Here is an 18588-nt window from a genome sequence, read left to right as displayed (position 1 = left end):
ATAAATTCGGGATGTCGGGAGACAGGCTGCGCGCGTTTCCCTGAAAATGATTGAAGTGCCCGGACAACAGAATGAGCGGGCGATCCGGGCATAAAAAAGGCGGCCAGACGGCCGCCTTTTCAGGATCGGGGAATTTTCCCGCCTCAGTCGAGGCGTCCGCTGGCATGGGCCAGCATGGTGTAGACCTTGCCGGTATCCGACGTCAGATAGGTCTGGCCCAGCATGTTGTCCCGGTCGTTGCGCGAAACCTGGGCGAGCAGCTGCTCGAAATCGGCCACATAACGTTCCACGGCGGTACGGAATTCCGGATCGCGGGAATATTTCTGGCTGATTTCGTCGAAGGTCTGCTGACCCTGCAAGGTATAGAGACGGCGGGTAAAGACATGCCGCTCGCCCCGCTTGTAGCGGTCCCACAGGTCGACGAAGGTTTCGTGATCGATGGCCCGGGCGATGTCGACGGACAGCGAATTCAGGCTTTCCACCGTGTTCAGGGATGCCCGTTCCTGGTCAGGGGCCGCATTCTCTTCATCGCGCGAGGCACGACGCAGCAGGTCGGAGACCCAGCCCTTGCCGGCGCTTTGCGGTTCGCTGGCCGGTGACGGCCGGCGCGGCGCCTCGCTCGGGCGAGAAGGCGCGGATGCCCGCGGAGCCGGCTGGCTCGGTGCCTGTGCCCGACCGGGGGCCGGGAAGGCGGGAGCCGGTGCCTGCGGTGCAGGCGTTGCGGCTGAGGCTGTCGCTACCCGTTCCTGCGGCCGCGAGATGTCGAGCGCATTGGACTGTCTTGCGACGATATCGGACAGTTCCGTCAGCGCCCGGATCTGCTCATTGACGACCTTGCGCAATGCGGCGGTGGATTCTTCCGCTTCGTCCGGCAGGTTCAGGACGCCCTGCTTGAGCTCGTTGCGTGTGGCTTCGAGTTCGCGGTGGACGTCGCGGGCCGTGTCGCGCATGCGCATCGCGGCCTCGTTGAAGCGTTCGGACGCATCGGACACCGTGCGCGACATTTCCGACATGATGTCATCCTGTGCGGAGCGGATCGCGTCGCGGGCCTTCTGGCCTTCCATCCCGGCCGTGAGGCGCATGGATTCGAACTGCTCGGTGACCTGCTTGGTGGCGGCTTCTGCAGCCGCGCCGAGCATGCCGGCCGCTTCACGGGCCTTGTCGTCCGCCGTTTCCAGCGTCTGCGACAGGGTCTCGGTGAAGGAGCGCATGAGCTTGTCGACGGCTTCCGTCTTGGCCAGCAGCGTATCGGCGACCTCCTCGATGGCGGTCTTGCGTTCGGAGACACGGCCCTCGACGGAGCGGTTGGTGTCTTCCAGATAGCGGGCCGCGGAGGTCAGTTCTTCCGTCTGGCTGCCGAACTTGTCGGTCAGGTTGCGGATGTCGGCGAGCGTGGTCATGACCACATCGCGCAGCGCATCCACCTGTTCGCCGATCAGGCCGGTCGTGCTGGTGGTGTCGGTCACGGCCCGATCCACGGCGACCCGGAACTCGTTCACACGCCGGCCGAGGCTGACCTCGACGTCGTTGAGGTTGGTTCCGGCAGAGGTGATGACCGTCTGGAGGTTGGTGTTGGTGTCCTCCAGCTTGGAGAGGATTTCCGTCACATCGGCTTCAAGCTGCTGCTTGGTGTCGAGCAGGGACTTGGTCGCCTGACTGCTCTTTTCGTCGATGCTGGCGACGATCCGCTCGCCCGCATCCACGAGGGAGCGGGTGGCGTTCAGGCCGTTCTGGGCGAAGGTGTCGGCCACTTCGCGGCCCTTGACGTTGATTGCGTCCAGGATCGCGCTGTGGATCTCGCCGATGCGGCCGGTCAGGTCGGTCGCCCGGGCCTCGATTGCCGAGATGAGGGCGTTGCCGTCGGTACCGATCAGCTTGGAGAACTCGCCGGACCGCTCACCGAAGGCCTGGTTGAGGGTCGAGGCCTTTTCGAGCATTTCGGCGGCAACCGCATTGCCGCGCTGGACCAGAAGCTCGGCCGCTTCGTTGACCGCGGTGTGGACCCGGGCGCGAACCGTGTCGGCCTCCCCGGTCATGCGGCCGCGGATGTCTTCCAGGGTCTTGTTCAGGGTGAGACGCGCCTGCTCGCTTTCCGCCGCCAGGTTGCCGGAGATTTCGGCAATGGTGCGGGACAGATCGCCGCGGACCTTCTCGCTTTCGCCGGTGAGCGAACCGGTGAATTCCGCAATCGTGCCTGCATAAAGTGCGCGGGCCTTTTCGCTTTCGGCAGTCAGTGTGCGCGCGGCGTCGCCGACGGCCGACAGCAGCAGGCCGCGGACCTTTTCGCCTTCGCCGGACATCTTCTCCGAAGCGCCGTTGACGGCTTCCTCGATGATGTCGTGCATCCGGGTGCTTTCGGAAGACAGCGTGCTGCCGGCCTCCGAAATGACCTTGGTCAGCAGGTCGCGTGCTTTCTCGGTTTCCGTGCTCAGGGCGCCGGAAATGCTTTCAAGGCGCTCGTTGAGCACCGTTTCGAGCTGGCCGGCACGGGTGTCCAGGGTCTCGGCGACCTCGAACACCTTGGCGCCGAGGGAGACATTGATTTCGGCAATGCGCTCGGACAGGGACTCGGTCAGTTCTTCGCTCTGGCGGGCAAGCACGGATCCGGCTTCGGCAAGGCGATTGTCGAGCGCGCTCGTCATTTCGTCCTGGCCGTCGACGAAGGCCTTGGCGATTTCCTTGGTCCGGCTGATCAGGGTTTCGCTGATCTGGCGGGCCCGGTTGTCGAGGGTTTCGTCGATCCGTTCCGTGCCGGAGGTCATGGTGACGGCAAGATGTTCCGCCTTTTCGGAAATCGCGCCGGTTGCCACGTCGACATGTTCGGTCAGAATGCGACCGATTTCCTCTGCCCGTTCGGCCAGGGTATTGCCGGCGGCTTCAACCCGCTGACCAAGCTGAAGCGTGATCGCATCGGAGCGGTCGGCAAGGACGTCGGTGATGTTGCGGGTCTTGTCTTCCAGCGTGTCGCTGATGCTGGCCGTGCGCTGATCGATTGCATCGGATAGAAGCGCGGTCCGCGTTTCCAGGGCGGCCTCGAAGGAGGCCGTGCGCTGATCGAGGGTCAGGTCGATCGTGTTGATGCGGCTGTCGAGAGAAGCGTCCAGGCTGCCGATACGCGTATCGAGGGCCGCTTCGAAGGAACTGGTCCGCTGGTCGAGCGTCAGATCGATCGTGTTGATGCGGCTGTCGAGAGACGCATCCAGGCTCGTCAGGCGGGTTTCGAGCGCTTCGGTCAGGACCTGGGTCTTGGCGTCGAAAGCATCGACCAGCTGTCCGCCGCGTTCGGTGACCAGGCTTTCCAGTTCGTTCAGGCGGCCCGACAGGCCTTCCTGCAGCTGAAGGCCCTGCACCTCGATGGTCTGGGTGATGTTGTTGCCCACTTCGGCAAACTCAGCGGTGACACGCTCGCCGCGGCTTGCGACGAGTTCCGCAAGCTGAGTACCCGTGTCGGCCAGCTTCTGGGTGATGGCGGAGGTTTCGTAACCGAGGGAGGCGGAGATTTCGGTGGTGACCGAGTTCATCGCTTCGCGGAACAGAACGCTCTGCTGTTCCATGGTCGCCGCGATTTCCCGGCCGCGCTCCGACAGACGTTCGTCCAGTTCGACGCCGTTGACGGAAATTGCGGTGTAGATGCGGTCGGAAATGCCGTCGAGCTTTTCCGCCAGTTCGCCGCCGCGTACGGTGATCGTCTCGGTGAGCGAGCCTGCGGTCTCGTCGAGCTTGGCTGCGATTTCGCCGCCGCGCAGGGACAGGTCGACAACGATCGATTCGCCTGTGCCGCGCAGGATCTCGGCAACCTCGGTGCTGCGGTCGGACAGGGTGTCGACGATTTCCGCGCCCTTGACGGAAATCGTGTTGGTGACTTCCTGACCGCGTTCGGAAATGCTTTCCACGACGCGGTCGCCGGTTTCGGCAAGCGACGTATCCAGGCTGGTAACCCGGGAATCGACGGTGTTGATCAGCTCTTCGGTGCGCGACGTGATCGTGTCGATCAGGCGGCCGCTCGTGAGAGAGAGGTTGGCGTTGATTTCCTCGCCGCGCAGCGTGATCGCCTCGCCGACGGTCGCGCCGGTGCTTTCCATCGACGTGCGGAATTCTTCCGCCTTCTCGCTCAACGTCTGGACAACCAGGTTGCTGGAGGTCGCCAGGGTGTCGTTGATGTCGGTGCCCTTCGCGGTGAGGGTTTCCACGAAGTTCGCTGCGGTTTCGGCGAATTGCTGGTTGATGTCGGTGCCGCGCGTGGTCAGCGTCTCCCACAGCTGGGTACCGGTCGCCGACAGGTTTTCGACGAGATCGTTCCCGGTGGAGCTGAGCTGGGTGACATAATCTTCGGCACGGGTCGACAGTGTTTCGACCATGTCATTGCCCGTCGCGCTCAGTTGCGTGACATAGTCATCTGCACGAAGGGACAGGGCCTCGACCATGCGCTCGGTCGCTGAATCGACGGTGGTGCCGAACTGTTCGGACGTGGAAGAGAGCTGGGCGGCGAAGCTTTCGTGCGCACCGGAAATGGTTTCGCGGACACGCTCGGCATTGATCGCAATGGATTCACGCTGGCTGACCAGCTCCTCGATCAGCGAGCGGATCTTCAGTTCGTTCTCGTTATAGGAGCGTTCCAGCGAGGAGACCTCGTTATGGACGAGAACCTCCAGCTCGCTGGCTCGGGCGATGGCGCGCTCGATCCCGTCGCCCATGGCCGAAACCTCGCGGCGGATCGCCTGGCCCACGCTCAGAATGGATTCCTTGGCCATGCTTTCCGGCTCGGCAAGGCGCAGGGCGACTTCGGTCATGCCGCGGGCGACGATGCGCATTTCCTGAGCGCGCCAGATCATCATGGCCATGACGAAGAAGAAGATGACCGGTACGACGATGCCGATGCCGGCAAGAATCAGTGCGGGCGAATTCGCAAGGGAGCCGAAGTCGGTGACGGCGGAAAGCTGGTCGCCGAAGGACGAGGCAAACAGGCTGCTGCCGACGCCGATCCACAGGAGGCTGAGCGCCAGCGCACCCCAGAACGGTGTCGAGGAGGGGCGGCGCTGAAGCGCGAAAATCAGGTTGCCGATGTTGCGGCGGTCATCGTTGGCTGCGGGCGGGCGATTGCCGCGGCCGCCGCGCCTGCGCGACGCACGCGCCTCTTCGCGGGAACTCTTGGCATCCTGTCCCTCGGGAGCTTCGGGTCCGGAGCGGGCTGATGCGTCATCGCTTACCGATGCGCTGGCCGACTCGGCCGTCGCCTCGTCAGAAAATTCCGGTCCGCCAAAATCGAGCTTAAGGGCCTCTTCGACGGCAGACAGAGCTGCTTCCGCCGGGTCTTTAACCTTCGGGGGATTTGCCATATTTGGATCGCCTCACGTCCGTACTCAGTACATTTCGGTAATCTCGGCCGGCCGAGTGGTCTACCGAACGCTTTAACCCCGGAAACGAAAGGGGAAGCGACAGGCGCTTTCCTCGATCGATGCTCCCGTGGCCTGGCTCGTTGGGGGGCCGCCGCAGACCGTCTGGCAACAATTTATGCTGCGCAGACTTTTCCCCACCTTGCCGCATCGCTTTACCTAATGGCACACTCTCTCCTAATGAACAAGAAACAGCAATGCTGTTAATGACCTAGGAACGGCTGAGAATGTCGATTAAGAGCTCTGGAGAACGTCCTGCGAAAGCTGAAAAAGGGGCTGCGGAAGCGCGTTCGAAAACGGTTGCGCCGACTTCCGCGCAAAAGCGCTGGTTGTCGAAGGGGCTGAATCAGCCGGGCGGAAAGCTGCCTCTTTTCGATGATGCCGGACGCGAGGTTCCGGCGCGGACAATTCGCGCCTGTATTGCTGCAGGGTGGGCAGAGCCTTGGTTTTCCAACCCAATCAAGCCTGACTGGCTTGTCTGCAAGCTGACCGAGAGAGGTGCTGCGGCGCTCGGTGCAACCGGAAAATCGAAAAAGAGTTAACGCCGCAGCGCGACCGCAAATGCCGCTTCGGAAGGTAAAAGCCGCACCGGCGCAGGACTTTTGACGGCAGAGCGCCAAACGCCGTCTAAATATGCGTTAACCATTTTTTCAGTTTTTTGGGGATGTCGCCACAAGGCCACCCATTCGCCACCGTCTTAACGAGTTGTTCGGCCATCAGAGGTCATCATGATTCCGTAAGAACCGGTCGTCCCTGGGAGGAGGGCAGCTGGAACGAACGCTTTATGCGAGGGCAACTCAATGGCCATGACTTCCTCATCCCGGCTGCAAAGCCGGCTTCACTTCCAGGCTCCGATCGATCTCGTCCGTCTTGCCGCCAATACCCTGGGAAACCGGGACCTGGAAATCCAGGTTCTCCGCCTTTTCGTGACGCAAAGCTCCGCGGCGTTGAAGCGGCTTTCGCAGGAAGAGGACGCCGGTGTCCTGCATGATCTGGTGCACACGCTGAAAGGGTCCGCCCGTGCCGTGGGAGCCGATGCCGTTGCGAACCGGTGCGAAGAACTTGAGCACCGTCCGGATGCGGACGGGACCCGGGATTTTTCGGCGCTGTTCCAGGCGGTGGACGAGGCAAACGCCTATATCACCGACCTTCTGAGAGACTAGGGTCCTGACCCTAAGACGGGAAGCCGGTTTGCCGGATGCAGGCTGCGAAGGCGTCGTTTTAGGCGGCCTGAGGCCGGTATTTGTGCGGTTTCGGCGATCAGAAACCTTGACGTTTGCCTGAGACCGTTTATGTCGGGTCTGAGTTATCTTCTAACCCCTCCCGTAATTACCCGATCAGACGCGGATCATGCCGAAAATCACTTATATTACCGCCGATGGCGCACAGACCGAGGTTGATGCTGCCGAAGGCTCGACCGTCATGGAAAACGCCATCAAGAACATGGTGCAGGGTATCGAGGCCGAATGCGGCGGCGCCTGCGCCTGCGCAACCTGTCATGTCTATGTGGACGATGCCTGGACGGACAAGGTCGGTAAGCCGGAACCCATGGAAGAAGACATGCTGGACTTTGCCTATGACGTGAAGCCGAGTTCGCGTCTGTCCTGCCAGATCAAGGTGACAGCCGACTTGGACGGCCTGGTCGTTCATGTTCCGGAGCGTCAGGCCTGAACCGAATGCGCCCGAGACGCTGAAACAAAAAAAGCCCGCCGAACTTCGGCGGGCTTTTTTGTGTCCGGTGATTGCATTTATGGCGACTGCTTCTATTCGGCGGCCTGGGGTGCAGGCTGGCGGAACCAGAAGGTGACCTCGTTCCCCGCTGACGGGTTATTCGGGATGATGCTGGCAAGGATCAGGCTGGCTCCGGCCATGGCGGCCCCCGCCACGAACACGGCGGCAGGCGAATAGAGCCAGATGAAACCGAAGACGACCGGAATGAACACCGCGGCGATATGGTTGATGGTGAAGGCCACGCCCGAGGTCGGGGCGATGTCACCGGGATCGGCGATCTTCTGGAAATAGGTCTTGATCGCGATCGCAATGGCAAAGAAGGCATGGTCGACCACGTAGAGGCCGGCGGCGACATTTTCATTGGTGACAAAGGCATAGCCCAGGAACACGGCGATCAGGCCGATGTATTCCAGCATCAACGCCTTGCGTTCGCCGAAGCGGACGATCAGGTGCCCGATCTTGGGCGCCAGCGCCATGTTGAACAGGCCGTTGAGCAGGAACAGGCCGGCGACCTCATGAACGTCATAGCCGAAACGTTCGACCATGAGGAAGCCGGCAAAGACGGTGAAGATCTGCCGGCGGGCGCCGGCCATGAAGGTCAGCGCATAAAACAGCCAGTACCGCTTGCGCAGGACGAGTTTCTTGCGCTGGGGCACGCCTTCCCTGAATTTCGGATAGGCGGCAAGCAGGAAAACGAGGACGGCAAGCGTCAGGCAACCCGACACCAGAAAGACCGTGGTGAACGACAGGTCGAACATTTTCCATCCGATGAAGATCAACCCGTAGGCCACAAGCTGGGCAAAGGCGCCGACCGCGATGATCTTGCCCATGCTGGCCGCCGCGGTCGCCTTGGGCAGCCATTGCAGGGACAGGGACTGGGCCATCGTCTCGTAGTAATGGAAGCCGAGCGACATGATCAGCGTGGTCGCATAGAACCCGATCTCGGTCGGAAAATAGCCGGTGGCCGCGACGCCGATGCCCAGCAATGCCAGCGAGATATAGGCGAGCGTCTGCTCGCGCATGATGATGAGAAGGAAGATCGCGGCGAAGCTCAGGAAGCCGGGAATTTCCCGGATCGACTGCTGGATGCCGATTTCCCGGCCGGTGAAGGCGAGTTCCTGAACCGCGAAATTGTTCATCAGGTTCCACCAGCCGGCAAAGGACAGCTGCATGGCGCCGGCCATGATCATCAAAAGAACGGCCGGGGAGCGCCACCCGGTGAGGGAGGAGGGGGCGGCGCTGCGGGTGAAATAACTCATCTTGTCGGACTCAAGGATATTACGTCAGGTCTGCTGCCGTTTTACGGAAGTCCGCTCTTGCGTGTTAGCGCTGTTTTGTCATCATATGTCGCTAACTCGCCAAATATCAGATTGTTGAGGTCGTCGTGCCGATCCATCCAGACCTTTCCCAGTTTCCGACGGAACGGATCCCTGCAAAGATCATCGGGCTGGCATCCTCCCAGCCGCGCGGTTCGGTGACCGAATGGCATTCCCACGAAACCGCGCAGCTGTTTCATGTGGTCAAGGGATCGCTGGCGATCCGGACCGACTGCGGCACCTTTTTCGCTCCGCCGGAACGGGCCGTCTGGCTGCCGTCGAGGCTGCCCCATGAAACCCATTATCTGTCCGACACCGAGATCCGTTATCTCTACATCCAGGATAACGTGGCACGGGATCTGCCGCAGGAGCCGCAGGTTCTGCAGGTCACCAGATTGCTCAGGGAACTGATCCTTGAGTTCATGTCCTATCCGCGCCAGGAAACGGCGGACGGGCCCGCAGCCCGGATCGGCGAGGTGATCCTGGATCAGCTCCAGATGCTGCCGGCGTCTCCGCTGCAGCTGCCCATGCCACAGGACCCAAAACTGCGCGCCCTGTGCGAGCGGATCGTGCGCTGTCCGGCCGATGTTCCCGCCCTTCCGGCGGCCGCTGCGGCCTGTGCCATGTCGGTGCGGTCCTTCGAGCGCAGGATCCGGGACGAAACGAATATGAATTACCGGACCTGGTGCCGTCAGGTGAAACTGTTCCGCGCGCTGGAGCTTTTATCGGCGGGACGGCCGGTTTCCGATGTTTCCCACAAGCTGGGTTACGAGGGACCGAGCGCCTTCGTTTCGACCTTCAGAAAAGCCTTCGGGGTCACGCCGGGACGTTATTTTTCCGGCAAGCTGCAAGATTGATCTGGCTCATGGCGCGACCATGGGCAAAAATCCGAAGATCAGCGCATTCAGAAACTTGGGGTGGAATATGTTCAAGAAAATACTCCTGCCGATCGATCCGGCCGAAACCGGATTTGCCGATGACGCATTGGCCAAGGCGCAACAGTTCGCCAAGGACTACGGCGCCAAGATCCATCTGCTCGCCGTTTGTCCGGAAGTGCAGAGCTTCGTGGCAAGCCAGTTGCCGGAAGACTTTCAGGCGAAGGAAGTTGCCGAGACTCAGGCGATTCTTGACGGCGTCGTCCAGAAGCTGGGCGTATCGAAAGATGTCGTCACCTCGGAGATCCGGGTCGGCACGGTTTACCACGAGGTGATCGAGGCGGCGGCCGACAGCGGCTGCGACCTTGTGCTGCTGCATTCGCACAAGCCGGGCTTTGCGACCTACTTCATCGGCTCCAATGCCGCACATATCGTGCGCCATGCTCCGTGCTCGGTGATGGTGCTGCGGGATTGAGGCGCTGAGGCTTTAAGCTGGCGCGCTTCTAACGCGCCAGTTCCTTCATGGCCTCGGTCAGGCCTTCCACGGTCAGCGGATACATCCGGCCTTCCATCAGTTCGTGCAGCATCTTGATGGAATGGGTGTAGCCCCAGTGCTCCTCGCGCACGGGATTGAGCCAGACAGCGCTCTTGTAAAGATCGGTGACCCGCTTGATCCACTCGCTGCCCGGTTCCTCGTTCCAGTGCTCCACCGAGCCGCCGGCATAGGCGATCTCGTAGGGGCTCATGGACGCATCGCCGACGAAGATCACCTTGTAGTCCGACGGGTACTTGTGGAGCACATCCATGGTGTCGATGCGCTCGGCATGGCGCCGCTTGTTCTCCTTCCACACATATTCGTAAAGGCAGTTGTGGAAGTAGAAATGCTCCATGACCTTGAATTCGGTCCGGGCGGCGGAGAACAGTTCCTCGCAGACCCGGATGTGATCGTCCATCGATCCGCCGATGTCGAAGAACAGGAGCACCTTGACCGCGTTGCGCCGTTCGGGGCGCATCTTCACGTCCAGGAGGCCCTTGTGGGCGGTGGAGCGGATGGTGTTGTCGAGATCCAGCTCCTCGGCCGCACCGGTGCGGGCGAAATTGCGCAGGCGCTTGAGCGCGACCTGAATGTTGCGGGTGCCGAGCGCCAGCGTGTCGTCCAGATCCTTGAACTCGCGCTTGTCCCAGACCTTGACCGCGCGCCGGTGGCGGCTTTCCTTCTGGCCGATGCGCACGCCTTCCGGATTGTAGCCATAGGCGCCGAAGGGGGACGTGCCGGCGGTGCCTATCCACTTGCTGCCGCCCTGGTGGCGCTTTTCCTGCTCCTTCAGCCGCTCGCGCAGGGTTTCCATCAGCTTTTCAAAGCCGCCGAGCGCCTCGATCTGGGCTTTTTCCTCTTCCGTGAGATGTTTCTCGGCAAGTTTTCGCAGCCACTCTTCCGGAATATCGCCTGCCGGGGCGTCGCTTAAAAGATCGAGCCCCTTGAAGACATGGCCGAAGACCCGGTCGAAGCGGTCCAGATTGCTTTCGTCCTTCACCAGGGCCGTGCGGGCGAGATAGTAGAAATCCTCGACCTTGCGTTCCGCCAGGTCCAGTTCCAGCGCTTCCATCAGCGAAAGATATTCGCGCAAGGAAACCGGAACGCCGGCGGATTTCAGCTCTGTGAAGAAGGTTATGAACATGAACGGGAAGGTAGCCGGACGGAGACGGAGTGTCGAGTGGCAACACTCCGTCCCGGAAGCGCGTTTCCCGTCCGCTCGTCAGCCGTTGCCGTTTCGGCCGCCCTTGATGTCCGGATGCAGGGTTTTGCCAAGGATATGCGTGTCCCGATCGATCACATGCTGGCTGGAGCCGACGATCAGGGGATCGGCTGCATTGACCACCCGGCGGTCCTTGTCCGGATAGGGCAGGCAGCTCAGGAAATGCTCCATGCAGTTGAGGCGTGCACGCTTCTTGTCGTCCGACTTCACGATGGTCCAGGGGGCATCGGCCGTGTCGGTGTAGAAGAACATGGCTTCCTTGGCTTCGGTGTAGTCGTCCCATTTGTCGAGCGAGGCAACATCGATCGGCGACAGCTTCCATTGCTTCAGGGGATCGGTCTTGCGCTGCCCGAAACGGCGCCGCTGCTCCTCCCGGGTGACCGAAAACCAGTACTTGAACAGCATCACGCCGTCGCGCACCAGCATGCGCTCGATTTCCGGGCACTGGCGCATGAATTCCAGGTAGTCGTTGGGTTTGCAAAACCCCATCACGCGTTCGACGCCCGCCCGGTTGTACCAGGAGCGGTCGAACAGCACCATTTCTCCGGCCGATGGCAGATGCTCGATATAGCGCTGGAAATACCACTGGTATTGCTCGCGCTCGGTCGGTTTCTGGAGTGCGACGACACTGGCGCCACGCGGGTTGAGGTGTTCCATGAACCGCTTGATGGTTCCGCCCTTGCCGGCCGCGTCCCGGCCCTCGAACAGGATCACGACCCTCTGGCCGGTCTCCTGAATCCACTTCTGCGCCTTCAGGAGTTCCGCCTGGAGTTTCGCCTTCTGCTTCTCGTAGGCAGAGCGGCGCATCTTGGTGGCATAGGGATATTCGCCGGTTTCGAAAACATGGCGAATGGCCGCCGGATCATGGCGCATTTCCGCCAGATGGTGCCGAGCCGTTCCTCCGCTCTCAGGGGCGGCCGCAGGCGTACCCGTTTCGGAGGCAAGCTCCGCAATCGGGGCAGCTTTCACCGGCTTGCCTCCGGCTTTGGCGACCATGGTTGCTGTCGCGGTTTCCTTTGCGGTATTCGCCTCAAGTTGCTGTGATGCCATGTAGGTGCCTCCCGAAATTGATCGGGAAAGGCTTTATCAAAAGAACGAAACCAATTCATTTACATGGATCAATATTGATGACGACTGACAAAAATATTTCAGTCGCGAATAAATCTACGTGTCTTCTTTCTCGGTAGTTTTGACAATTTCGCTCAAAAATTCGGATACCGTCGGCCCTTTGGTGTCGATGAACGGCGCCGGGCGGCAGACGGCGATGGCCGCAATGCCGATGCGCGACGTCAAAAGGCCGTTGATGACGCCTTCGCCGAGCCGGGCCGACAGGCGGGCCGCCAGCCCGTGGCCGAGAACCTGTGAGGCAAGGCTGTCGCCCGCTGCCATGCCGCCGGTCAGGGCCAGGTGCGTGGCGATATGCCTGGCCAGCCTGAGGAAACCGAGCGTGCCGGGCCGGCCGCCGTAAAGCGCTGCCACCCGGCGGATGGTGCGCATGTTCTCGATGAGGACGGCCAGCAGATCGACCAGGGCGCGCGGGCTGACGGCCGTGACCAGCGAGACCCGCTTGGCGCTGTTCATGACGATACGCCTGGCTTCCAGATCGAGCGGGCTCAGGAGATCGCGCTCGGCGAGCACGACCAGGTCCCGGCCATCTATGATCTCGCGCATGTGGCCGGCCAGTTCTTTCCGCCCGCGGGCCGTCTCCGGCCGGTCCTCGTAGAGGGCGATCAGGTCTTTCAGGTGCCGTCCGGCTGCCCGGGCATCATCCTCCTCCGCTGCCTTTGCGAGGGCCTCGCGCAGATGATCGATCTTGCCCAGGCGCAACAGGCCCAGAAGCTCGCGCAGGATGAAGCCGAGAAGCCCGAGTGCTGCAACGGCGGCGAGCGCGATGCCGACCCAGCCGAGCCACTCGGTCTTTGAAAATAGGTCGCGGATCAGCGCATCGACCGCAAGGCCGACAGCCAGGCTGACCAGGCCGCTGAACCCGATTGCGATCCACTTGCCGAAGCTGAAGGCCGATTTCGGCGAACTGGCGGCTGCCGGCAGGCGCGGGGTTTCCGCCTCCTCCTCGAGTGCCGCGATCAGCGCTTCATCGTTGTCCGGCACGGCTGTGGGGTCCTCGGTCAGCCGGACTTTCCTGTCGTCCAGGCGAAAGGCGGTGGGCTTGCGCCCTGCGCGCGCGGAAGCGGAGGATGTCGAGGAATTGTCGGTCACGCGAGACGGTCTCCGAGAAGGAATTCGAGGGCCCGGTCGAGGCGGATGTGCGGCAGCGACAAGGTCAGGCCCTCGGCCGTCCTGTCGAGCTTCGGTGGCCGGAAGCGCAAATACTGAAGGGCTGATTCAATATCTTCATGTTCTGAATCAGGGTGAAGCTTTCCTTGTGCTTCAGCGCCCTGAGAGCCTGATTCAGGTCCTGCAAAAACCGAGTCAGGATCTTCCGGCAAGTCCCCGGGAAACATGGCAATTTCCGTGTTGCCGTCATAGCTCTCGCCGCCCACGGTTTCGCCGGGCAGGGGGGTGCCCAGGATGGCAGGCAGTTCCTCGCCCGCGTGCTTGACCGTCGCTTCACGCGTTGCGCGAACCGCAGCCATGGCCAGAACCTCGACCTCCGCTCCCTTGAAGCGGGCGTGTTCGATGCCGCGTGCCACCAGCCGTTCCAGGATCGCCTCGAGCCGGTCGTGGTCTTCCCGGTGCAGGTGATCGGCCTTGGTGGCGGCAAACAGGATCCGGTCGATGCGCCGGCTCAAAATGGATGCCAGCCAGCTTCTGCGCCCGGGCCGGAAGGCCTTCAGGACTTCGCCAAGGGCGACCTCCAGATCGGTCATTGCCGACGGGCCGGCATTGAGCGCATGAAGAACATCGACCAGCACGATCTGCCGGTCGAGGCGTGCGAAGTGCTCCCGGAAGAAGGGGCGGACGACGTGGGATTTATAAGCCTCGTACCGCCGTTCCATCATGGCGCGGAAGGTGCCGTTGCGGGCTGGCGGCGCGTCGGCCGGGATGTCGAGGGGGGCAAAGGTCAGCGCCGGCGATCCGTCCAGGTCGCCGGGCATGAGAAACCGTCCGGGCGGCAGCATGGACAGGGCATGGGCATCGTTCCGGCAGGCGGCGAGATAGTGCTTGAAGGCCTCCGACAGTTTCTGCGCATCGGTTTCCTTTTCCGGTCCGTCCGGATCCGTTTCGCCAAGCATCGACAGCCACCCGGCGGCAATTGCCGATCTGCCCGGAGCGCGCGCCAGACGCAGGGCCTCGGCGGAGAACTCCGCATAGGACTTGGACAGCAGCGGCAGGTCGAGCAGCCATTCTCCGGGATAGTCGATCAGGTCGAGATGCAGCCTGCCCCGGCCGAACTTGCGCGAGAAGTAAGAGGCACTCTCGAATTCGAGCGTCAGGCGCAGCTCGGAGACCTGCCGCGTCGACTGCGGCCAGATCCGCTCGTTGACGAGGGCAGCGACGTGGCTTTCGTAGTCGAACCTTGGAACCGCATCGTCCGGCTGGGGTTGCAGGGTCGCCCGGGACAAGCGCCCTCCGGCGGCAGCCCGGAAGACGGGCAGCCGTCCGCCGTGAAGAAGATTGTGCACCAGCGCGGTAATGAAGACGGTCTTGCCGGAACGGGCCAGCCCGGTCACGCCCAGGCGCAGGCTCGGAACGGCCAGGTCGCCGGCCGTATCGGCGAGATTGGCCAGCGTCAGGCGGGCTTCTTCTGTGAGCGACTGAAGTCGTGTCAATGCAATATCTCCGCCGCAGATGTAGGCGTGCCCCTTCCGGTTCGCAATCGGGCGAACGCGGAAAATGCCCTTATTCGTCAGGAATTTCGAGATTGCGGGGTTTGACGAAGCGGTCGAGATGACCGCTTTCCGGTTTCAGTTTCGCCCAGGTGTCGGTCTGAAAATCAAGAACGGCGAGAGCGCCGGTCGGGAATTTCATGCCCAAATCCTCGATGGCGTCTTCCGGACCGGACCCGACCAGAGCCAGGGCGGTCTCTTCGATCGCCGGATTGTGCCCGATCAAAAGAAGCGTGCGGGCGGAACCGCCATTCGTCTGCAGGATGGGCACGTAGCTGTCTTCGTTCTGGTCGTATAGATCGGCCATGAGCCGGATGTCATATTCGCCGTCCAGAAAGGGAAGCAGGTGCGCCAGGGTCTCGCGCGTTCTCTGCGCGCTGGAACACAGGATGAGGTCCGGCAGGAGATCCTGGTCGGCGAAATAGGCGGCGATGGTTCGGGCCGCCGCCCGTCCGCGGGCATTCAGCGGTCTGTCGATGTCATCCTGGGAGGGATCTCCCCAATCCGACTTGGCATGTCTGAGCAGCAAGAGCCGAAGCATGTCAGTGTCCTCCCGTCCTGGGAGAGGAGAGTATGGGAAGCGCTTCGAAAGGGCCAGCGCGTGAAACCAAATTCAGTTCTGGCGGTTGAGTGTCTCGGTGAAGGCGGCTACCGCCGGGCCGACGATGGTTTCCTGGCCGGGCAGGGAATAGGTGAGCCACAAGGTGTAGTCGGCTTTCTTGCCCGCAAAATGCCAGAGCGTCTCGCACTGGGTGGCCTGGGTCCAGTCTCTGGTCACGAAGGAGATACCGCTTTGGGCCACGCCGGTCAGCGCGATTTCCCGGAAACCCGCGGCCTTGTAGTTCTTCATGTATTTCCGGGCTTCGGCGGTTCCCGTTCCCAAAAGATGCTGACGAAGGACCGCGGTCATGCCGTCCTCGCCGTAATAGATGCAGCCGGCCATTCGGTCGGAATCCGCGCCCAGGACCTTGGACCGGAGGAACCCGCCCACGACATCCGGACAGCGCATGCCGGAAAAATGTCTCAGGCCTTCAAAGTCGCTGACCCAGCCGTCCTCGTTGTCCTGGGCATATGCACCATCGGGAAGGGCGGCCAGAAGCATGCCCAGCGCCAGCAGGCCGGCGGCAGCTGAAAACCGTGCCCGGAAAAACGGTTTCCCAAACATGGTGGCCGCCTCTTTCGTCAGGTCCGTTCCCGTCGCGCCATGAAGGCCAGACGTTCGAACAGATGCACGTCCTGTTCGTTCTTCAAAAGCGCGCCGTGCAGCGGCGGGATGAGCTTGCCGGTGTCGCCCTGGCGTAGGGTTTCGGGATCCACGTCCTCATTGACCAGGAGCTTGATCCAGTCGATCAGTTCCGAAGTCGACGGCTTCTTTTTCAAACCCGGCACATCGCGTACGTCATAGAAGAGGGTCAGCGCTTCGCGCAGCAGGCGTTGCTTCAGCCCGGGGAAATGCACCTCGACGATTTCCGTCATGGTTTCCCGGTCCGGAAACTTGATGAAGTGGAAGAAGCAGCGGCGCAAGAAGGCGTCCGGCAGGTCCTTTTCGTTGTTGGACGTGATGATCACGATCGGGCGCTGGATGGCCCTGACGTTTTCCCCGGTCTCGTAGACGAAGAACTCCATGCGGTCGAGTTCCAGAAGCAGGTCGTTCGGAAACTCGATGTCGGCCTTGTCGATCTCGTCGATCAGGAGGACCGGTCGGACCGGGGCCGTGAACGCCTCCCAGAGCTTGCCCTTGCGGATGTAATTGTTGATGTCCTTGACGCGCTCGTCGCCGAGCTGGCTGTCGCGCAGACGGGAGACGGCGTCGTATTCATACAGGCCTTGCTGTGCCTTGGTGGTCGATTTCACATGCCACTCGATCAGCGGAGCGCCGAGCGCCTGGGCGACCTGCTGGGCGAGCACGGTCTTTCCCGTGCCCGGTTCGCCCTTCACAAGCAGGGGGCGTTCGAGCGCGACGGCCGCATTCACGGCAACGCGCAAGTCTTCGGTGGCTATGTAGCTGTCGGTACCTTCAAAACGCATCAGCATGTCCATCATTGATTTGGTGGGGGAACAGTATGCGCCGGATGAAACCCGCGCAAGCGCGCCGTTTCAACAGGCCGGGAAGGTTCGTTACAGGGCCGGATTTGCCGTGTGCGCCGGGAAGAAATTGCCGATTTTGCCATTTGTGCCGGGCCGGGCGTATTCCGCGAAAATCGAATGCCATCAAGTAAGTATTTGAATTATAATTAAAAATCTCATCGGAAGGCATTGTGGCACGCTGTTTGCGGATGAAGTGCCGAACAACTGGGCGCATGCCCTAAAGCTTGATGAGGAAGTAAAATGGGTATCTACGGGGCTATCAATTCGGCGGTGTCCGGCCTCACGGCACAGGCGCAGGCCTTGGAAAACATCTCCGGTAACGTCTCGAACTCGCAGACGACAGGTTACAAGCGCCTGGATACGAGTTTTGCAGATCTCGTGTCGGGCGGCGGTGCGAAACAGGCGACGCAGGTCTCCGGCACTACTTTTGCGACCTCGCGTGCTACGAACACGGTGCAGGGTGATATTTCTGCTTCCGACGTCAGCACCTACATGGCGATCAGCGGCGAGGGTTACTTCAACGTGACCCAGCGCGGTACCGTTGTGGACGGCCAGCAGACGTTCCAGGATGCCACTTACTACACACGCGCGGGTGACTTTGAACTCGATGAGAACAACTATCTGGTCAATGCGTCAGGCTATTACCTGAAGGGTTTTGGTTTGGACGCGACGACCGGCAACGTTGTTGGCGATACACCGTCTGTGATCCAAATCAGCGATCAGCCGCTCAAAGCCAAGGCGACCGTTGATATCCCCTATCAGGCAAACCTGCCGCGTGTTCCGCATACGACCAACTACGATGGGTCCACGGAATCGACGGCGCTGCTCTCCGCGGGTCTGCAGAACGCCAACATTGCCTCGGCGAATGCAGCCACGTTCTTGAATGAATCGATTTCTGGTGGATCGACCACGATCTACAACCAGAACGGTACAGCCATGAACGTGGAAGTCCGCTGGGCGAAAACAGCCAATGCGGCGGGCGCCGTCAACGACAAGTGGAGCATGTATCTCAGCAGTGGCGGTAATGATCCCGCGTGGCTGGAAGTCGGTCGGGCTGAGTTCGACAGCGCCGGCAAGATGGGGACGTTGACTGCCGGTACCATCGGTACGGTCAACGGTACGGGCAACGGGTTCGATGTTGCCAACCTAACCGTTGGCTCTGTGGCCACAACCGGTCTGAAGTTCTCATTCGCGAACGGTTCCTTGACCCAGTTTTCCGATCCGACCGGCGTGGCGACCTCGGTCGATATCACCCAGGACGGTTACGCGGCGGGCGTGCTGCAGGGCATCTCGATCGATGAATCGGGGCGTATCAACGCCTCCTATTCGAACAACCAGACACGCGGCCTCTTCAAGATCCCGCTTGCCACGTTTGATGCGGAACAGAACCTGAAGCGTATCGATGGTGCAGCCTTCGCGGCAACCCCCGACTCAGGCGAACCCCGTCTGTCGGGAGGAGGATCGATTACTGCGGAATCGCTGGAACTTTCGAACGCGGATATCGCGTCTGAATTCTCCAAGCTGATCGTGACGCAGCAGGCTTATTCGGCCAACTCCCGGATCGTCAACTCGGCGCAGCAGATGCTCTCCGACGCGCTGAATATGGTTCGGTAATGCAACGAGCGCCTCGGCGGGGTTCT

The 18588-nt window shown here is 61.5% G+C and carries 16 protein-coding genes; 7 read left to right on the top strand and 9 right to left on the bottom strand.

Annotated features, from left to right (window positions below):
* Positions 1 to 143 precede the first annotated feature (143 nt).
* A complete protein-coding gene (locus HK439_RS16365; RefSeq protein WP_190292607.1) occupies positions 144 to 5336 on the bottom strand; it encodes an antitoxin in 5193 nt (1730 codons plus the stop codon).
* Between the two features lie 284 nt (positions 5337 to 5620).
* Here HK439_RS16365 and HK439_RS16360 point away from each other — a divergent pair, with 284 nt between their 5' ends.
* The 3 genes from HK439_RS16360 to HK439_RS16350 all read left to right on the top strand — a co-directional run bounded on the left by HK439_RS16360 (position 5621) and on the right by HK439_RS16350 (position 7064).
* Complete coding sequence (locus HK439_RS16360) at positions 5621 to 5935, top strand: hypothetical protein (protein ID WP_209011882.1); 315 nt, start codon at positions 5621 to 5623, stop codon at positions 5933 to 5935.
* A 264-nt stretch (positions 5936 to 6199) separates the two neighbouring features.
* A complete protein-coding gene (locus HK439_RS16355; RefSeq protein ID WP_190292606.1) occupies positions 6200 to 6556 on the top strand; it encodes an Hpt domain-containing protein in 357 nt (118 codons plus the stop codon).
* A 187-nt stretch (positions 6557 to 6743) separates the two neighbouring features.
* Positions 6744 to 7064 (top strand): 2Fe-2S iron-sulfur cluster-binding protein, encoded by a 321-nt coding sequence (locus HK439_RS16350; RefSeq protein WP_190292605.1) that lies wholly within the window; start codon positions 6744 to 6746, stop codon positions 7062 to 7064.
* Between the two features lie 92 nt (positions 7065 to 7156).
* Here the strand turns inward: HK439_RS16350 and HK439_RS16345 are convergent, their stop codons facing one another.
* Positions 7157 to 8383, bottom strand: a complete 1227-nt coding sequence (locus HK439_RS16345; protein WP_190292604.1) for an MFS transporter — start codon at positions 8381 to 8383, stop codon at positions 7157 to 7159.
* 125 nt (positions 8384 to 8508) lie between these two features.
* On the opposite strand from HK439_RS16345, the gene HK439_RS16340 reads away from it, so the two are divergent.
* Positions 8509 to 9297 carry an AraC family transcriptional regulator gene (locus HK439_RS16340; RefSeq protein WP_190292603.1) on the top strand — a complete coding sequence of 263 codons (789 nt, stop codon included), beginning with the start codon at positions 8509 to 8511 and terminating at the stop codon, positions 9295 to 9297.
* Positions 9298 to 9364: 67 nt separating this feature from the next.
* On the top strand, positions 9365 to 9790 hold the full coding sequence (locus HK439_RS16335; RefSeq protein WP_190292602.1) for a universal stress protein: 426 nt from the start codon (positions 9365 to 9367) through the stop codon (positions 9788 to 9790).
* 28 nt (positions 9791 to 9818) lie between these two features.
* Here HK439_RS16335 and HK439_RS16330 read toward each other — a convergent pair whose 3' ends face one another.
* The 7 genes from HK439_RS16330 to HK439_RS16300 form a co-directional block, all read right to left on the bottom strand.
* Entirely contained in the window at positions 9819 to 10994 is a 1176-nt protein-coding gene (locus HK439_RS16330) for a vWA domain-containing protein (RefSeq protein WP_190292601.1), read from the bottom strand.
* A gap of 78 nt (positions 10995 to 11072) precedes the next feature.
* On the bottom strand, positions 11073 to 12122 hold the full coding sequence (gene ppk2, locus HK439_RS16325; RefSeq protein ID WP_235987965.1) for a polyphosphate kinase 2: 1050 nt from the start codon (positions 12120 to 12122) through the stop codon (positions 11073 to 11075).
* Between the two features lie 114 nt (positions 12123 to 12236).
* Complete coding sequence (locus HK439_RS16320; RefSeq protein ID WP_190292600.1) at positions 12237 to 13289, bottom strand: YcjF family protein; 1053 nt, start codon at positions 13287 to 13289, stop codon at positions 12237 to 12239.
* Positions 13286 to 14803 (bottom strand): YcjX family protein, encoded by a 1518-nt coding sequence (locus tag HK439_RS16315; RefSeq protein WP_190292599.1) that lies wholly within the window; start codon positions 14801 to 14803, stop codon positions 13286 to 13288. The genes HK439_RS16320 and HK439_RS16315 overlap by 4 nt, the downstream gene beginning before the upstream one ends.
* A 70-nt stretch (positions 14804 to 14873) precedes the next feature.
* Positions 14874 to 15401, bottom strand: a complete 528-nt coding sequence (locus tag HK439_RS16310) for a SixA phosphatase family protein (protein WP_190292598.1) — start codon at positions 15399 to 15401, stop codon at positions 14874 to 14876.
* Between the two features lie 72 nt (positions 15402 to 15473).
* Entirely contained in the window at positions 15474 to 16025 is a 552-nt protein-coding gene (locus tag HK439_RS16305; RefSeq protein WP_209011881.1) for a hypothetical protein, read from the bottom strand.
* A 17-nt stretch (positions 16026 to 16042) separates the two neighbouring features.
* Entirely contained in the window at positions 16043 to 16888 is an 846-nt protein-coding gene (locus tag HK439_RS16300; RefSeq protein ID WP_190292597.1) for an AAA family ATPase, read from the bottom strand.
* Between the two features lie 4 nt (positions 16889 to 16892).
* On the opposite strand from HK439_RS16300, the gene HK439_RS16295 reads away from it, so the two are divergent.
* On the top strand, positions 16893 to 17087 hold the full coding sequence (locus HK439_RS16295; RefSeq protein WP_190292596.1) for a hypothetical protein: 195 nt from the start codon (positions 16893 to 16895) through the stop codon (positions 17085 to 17087).
* Positions 17088 to 17188: 101 nt separating this feature from the next.
* The gene (locus HK439_RS16290; RefSeq protein WP_190292595.1) at positions 17189 to 18562 is read left to right on the top strand and encodes a flagellar hook protein FlgE; all 1374 of its coding nucleotides are present in this window, start codon (positions 17189 to 17191) and stop codon (positions 18560 to 18562) included.
* The last annotated feature ends 26 nt before the right edge of the window (positions 18563 to 18588 follow it).

It is taken from the genome of Roseibium aggregatum (assembly GCF_014692675.1).
Lineage (GTDB): Bacteria > Pseudomonadota > Alphaproteobacteria > Rhizobiales > Stappiaceae > Roseibium > Roseibium aggregatum_C.
Note: the sequence above shows the minus strand (reverse complement) of the source record. Positions and strands in the feature narration are given on the sequence as shown.

Coding starts and splice junctions, on each gene's coding strand:
- HK439_RS16335 (WP_190292602.1), top strand. CDS start 9,365: ATGTTCAAGAAAATACTCCTGCCGATCGATCCGGCCGAAACCGGATTT.
- HK439_RS16305 (WP_209011881.1), bottom strand. CDS start 16,025: ATGTTTGGGAAACCGTTTTTCCGGGCACGGTTTTCAGCTGCCGCCGGC.
- HK439_RS16345 (WP_190292604.1), bottom strand. CDS start 8,383: ATGAGTTATTTCACCCGCAGCGCCGCCCCCTCCTCCCTCACCGGGTGG.
- HK439_RS16310 (WP_190292598.1), bottom strand. CDS start 15,401: ATGCTTCGGCTCTTGCTGCTCAGACATGCCAAGTCGGATTGGGGAGAT.
- HK439_RS16295 (WP_190292596.1), top strand. CDS start 16,893: ATGTCCATCATTGATTTGGTGGGGGAACAGTATGCGCCGGATGAAACC.
- HK439_RS16290 (WP_190292595.1), top strand. CDS start 17,189: ATGGGTATCTACGGGGCTATCAATTCGGCGGTGTCCGGCCTCACGGCA.
- HK439_RS16365 (WP_190292607.1), bottom strand. CDS start 5,336: ATGGCAAATCCCCCGAAGGTTAAAGACCCGGCGGAAGCAGCTCTGTCT.
- HK439_RS16355 (WP_190292606.1), top strand. CDS start 6,200: ATGACTTCCTCATCCCGGCTGCAAAGCCGGCTTCACTTCCAGGCTCCG.
- HK439_RS16330 (WP_190292601.1), bottom strand. CDS start 10,994: ATGTTCATAACCTTCTTCACAGAGCTGAAATCCGCCGGCGTTCCGGTT.
- HK439_RS16300 (WP_190292597.1), bottom strand. CDS start 16,888: ATGCGTTTTGAAGGTACCGACAGCTACATAGCCACCGAAGACTTGCGC.
- ppk2 (WP_235987965.1), bottom strand. CDS start 12,122: ATGGCATCACAGCAACTTGAGGCGAATACCGCAAAGGAAACCGCGACA.
- HK439_RS16350 (WP_190292605.1), top strand. CDS start 6,744: ATGCCGAAAATCACTTATATTACCGCCGATGGCGCACAGACCGAGGTT.
- HK439_RS16360 (WP_209011882.1), top strand. CDS start 5,621: ATGTCGATTAAGAGCTCTGGAGAACGTCCTGCGAAAGCTGAAAAAGGG.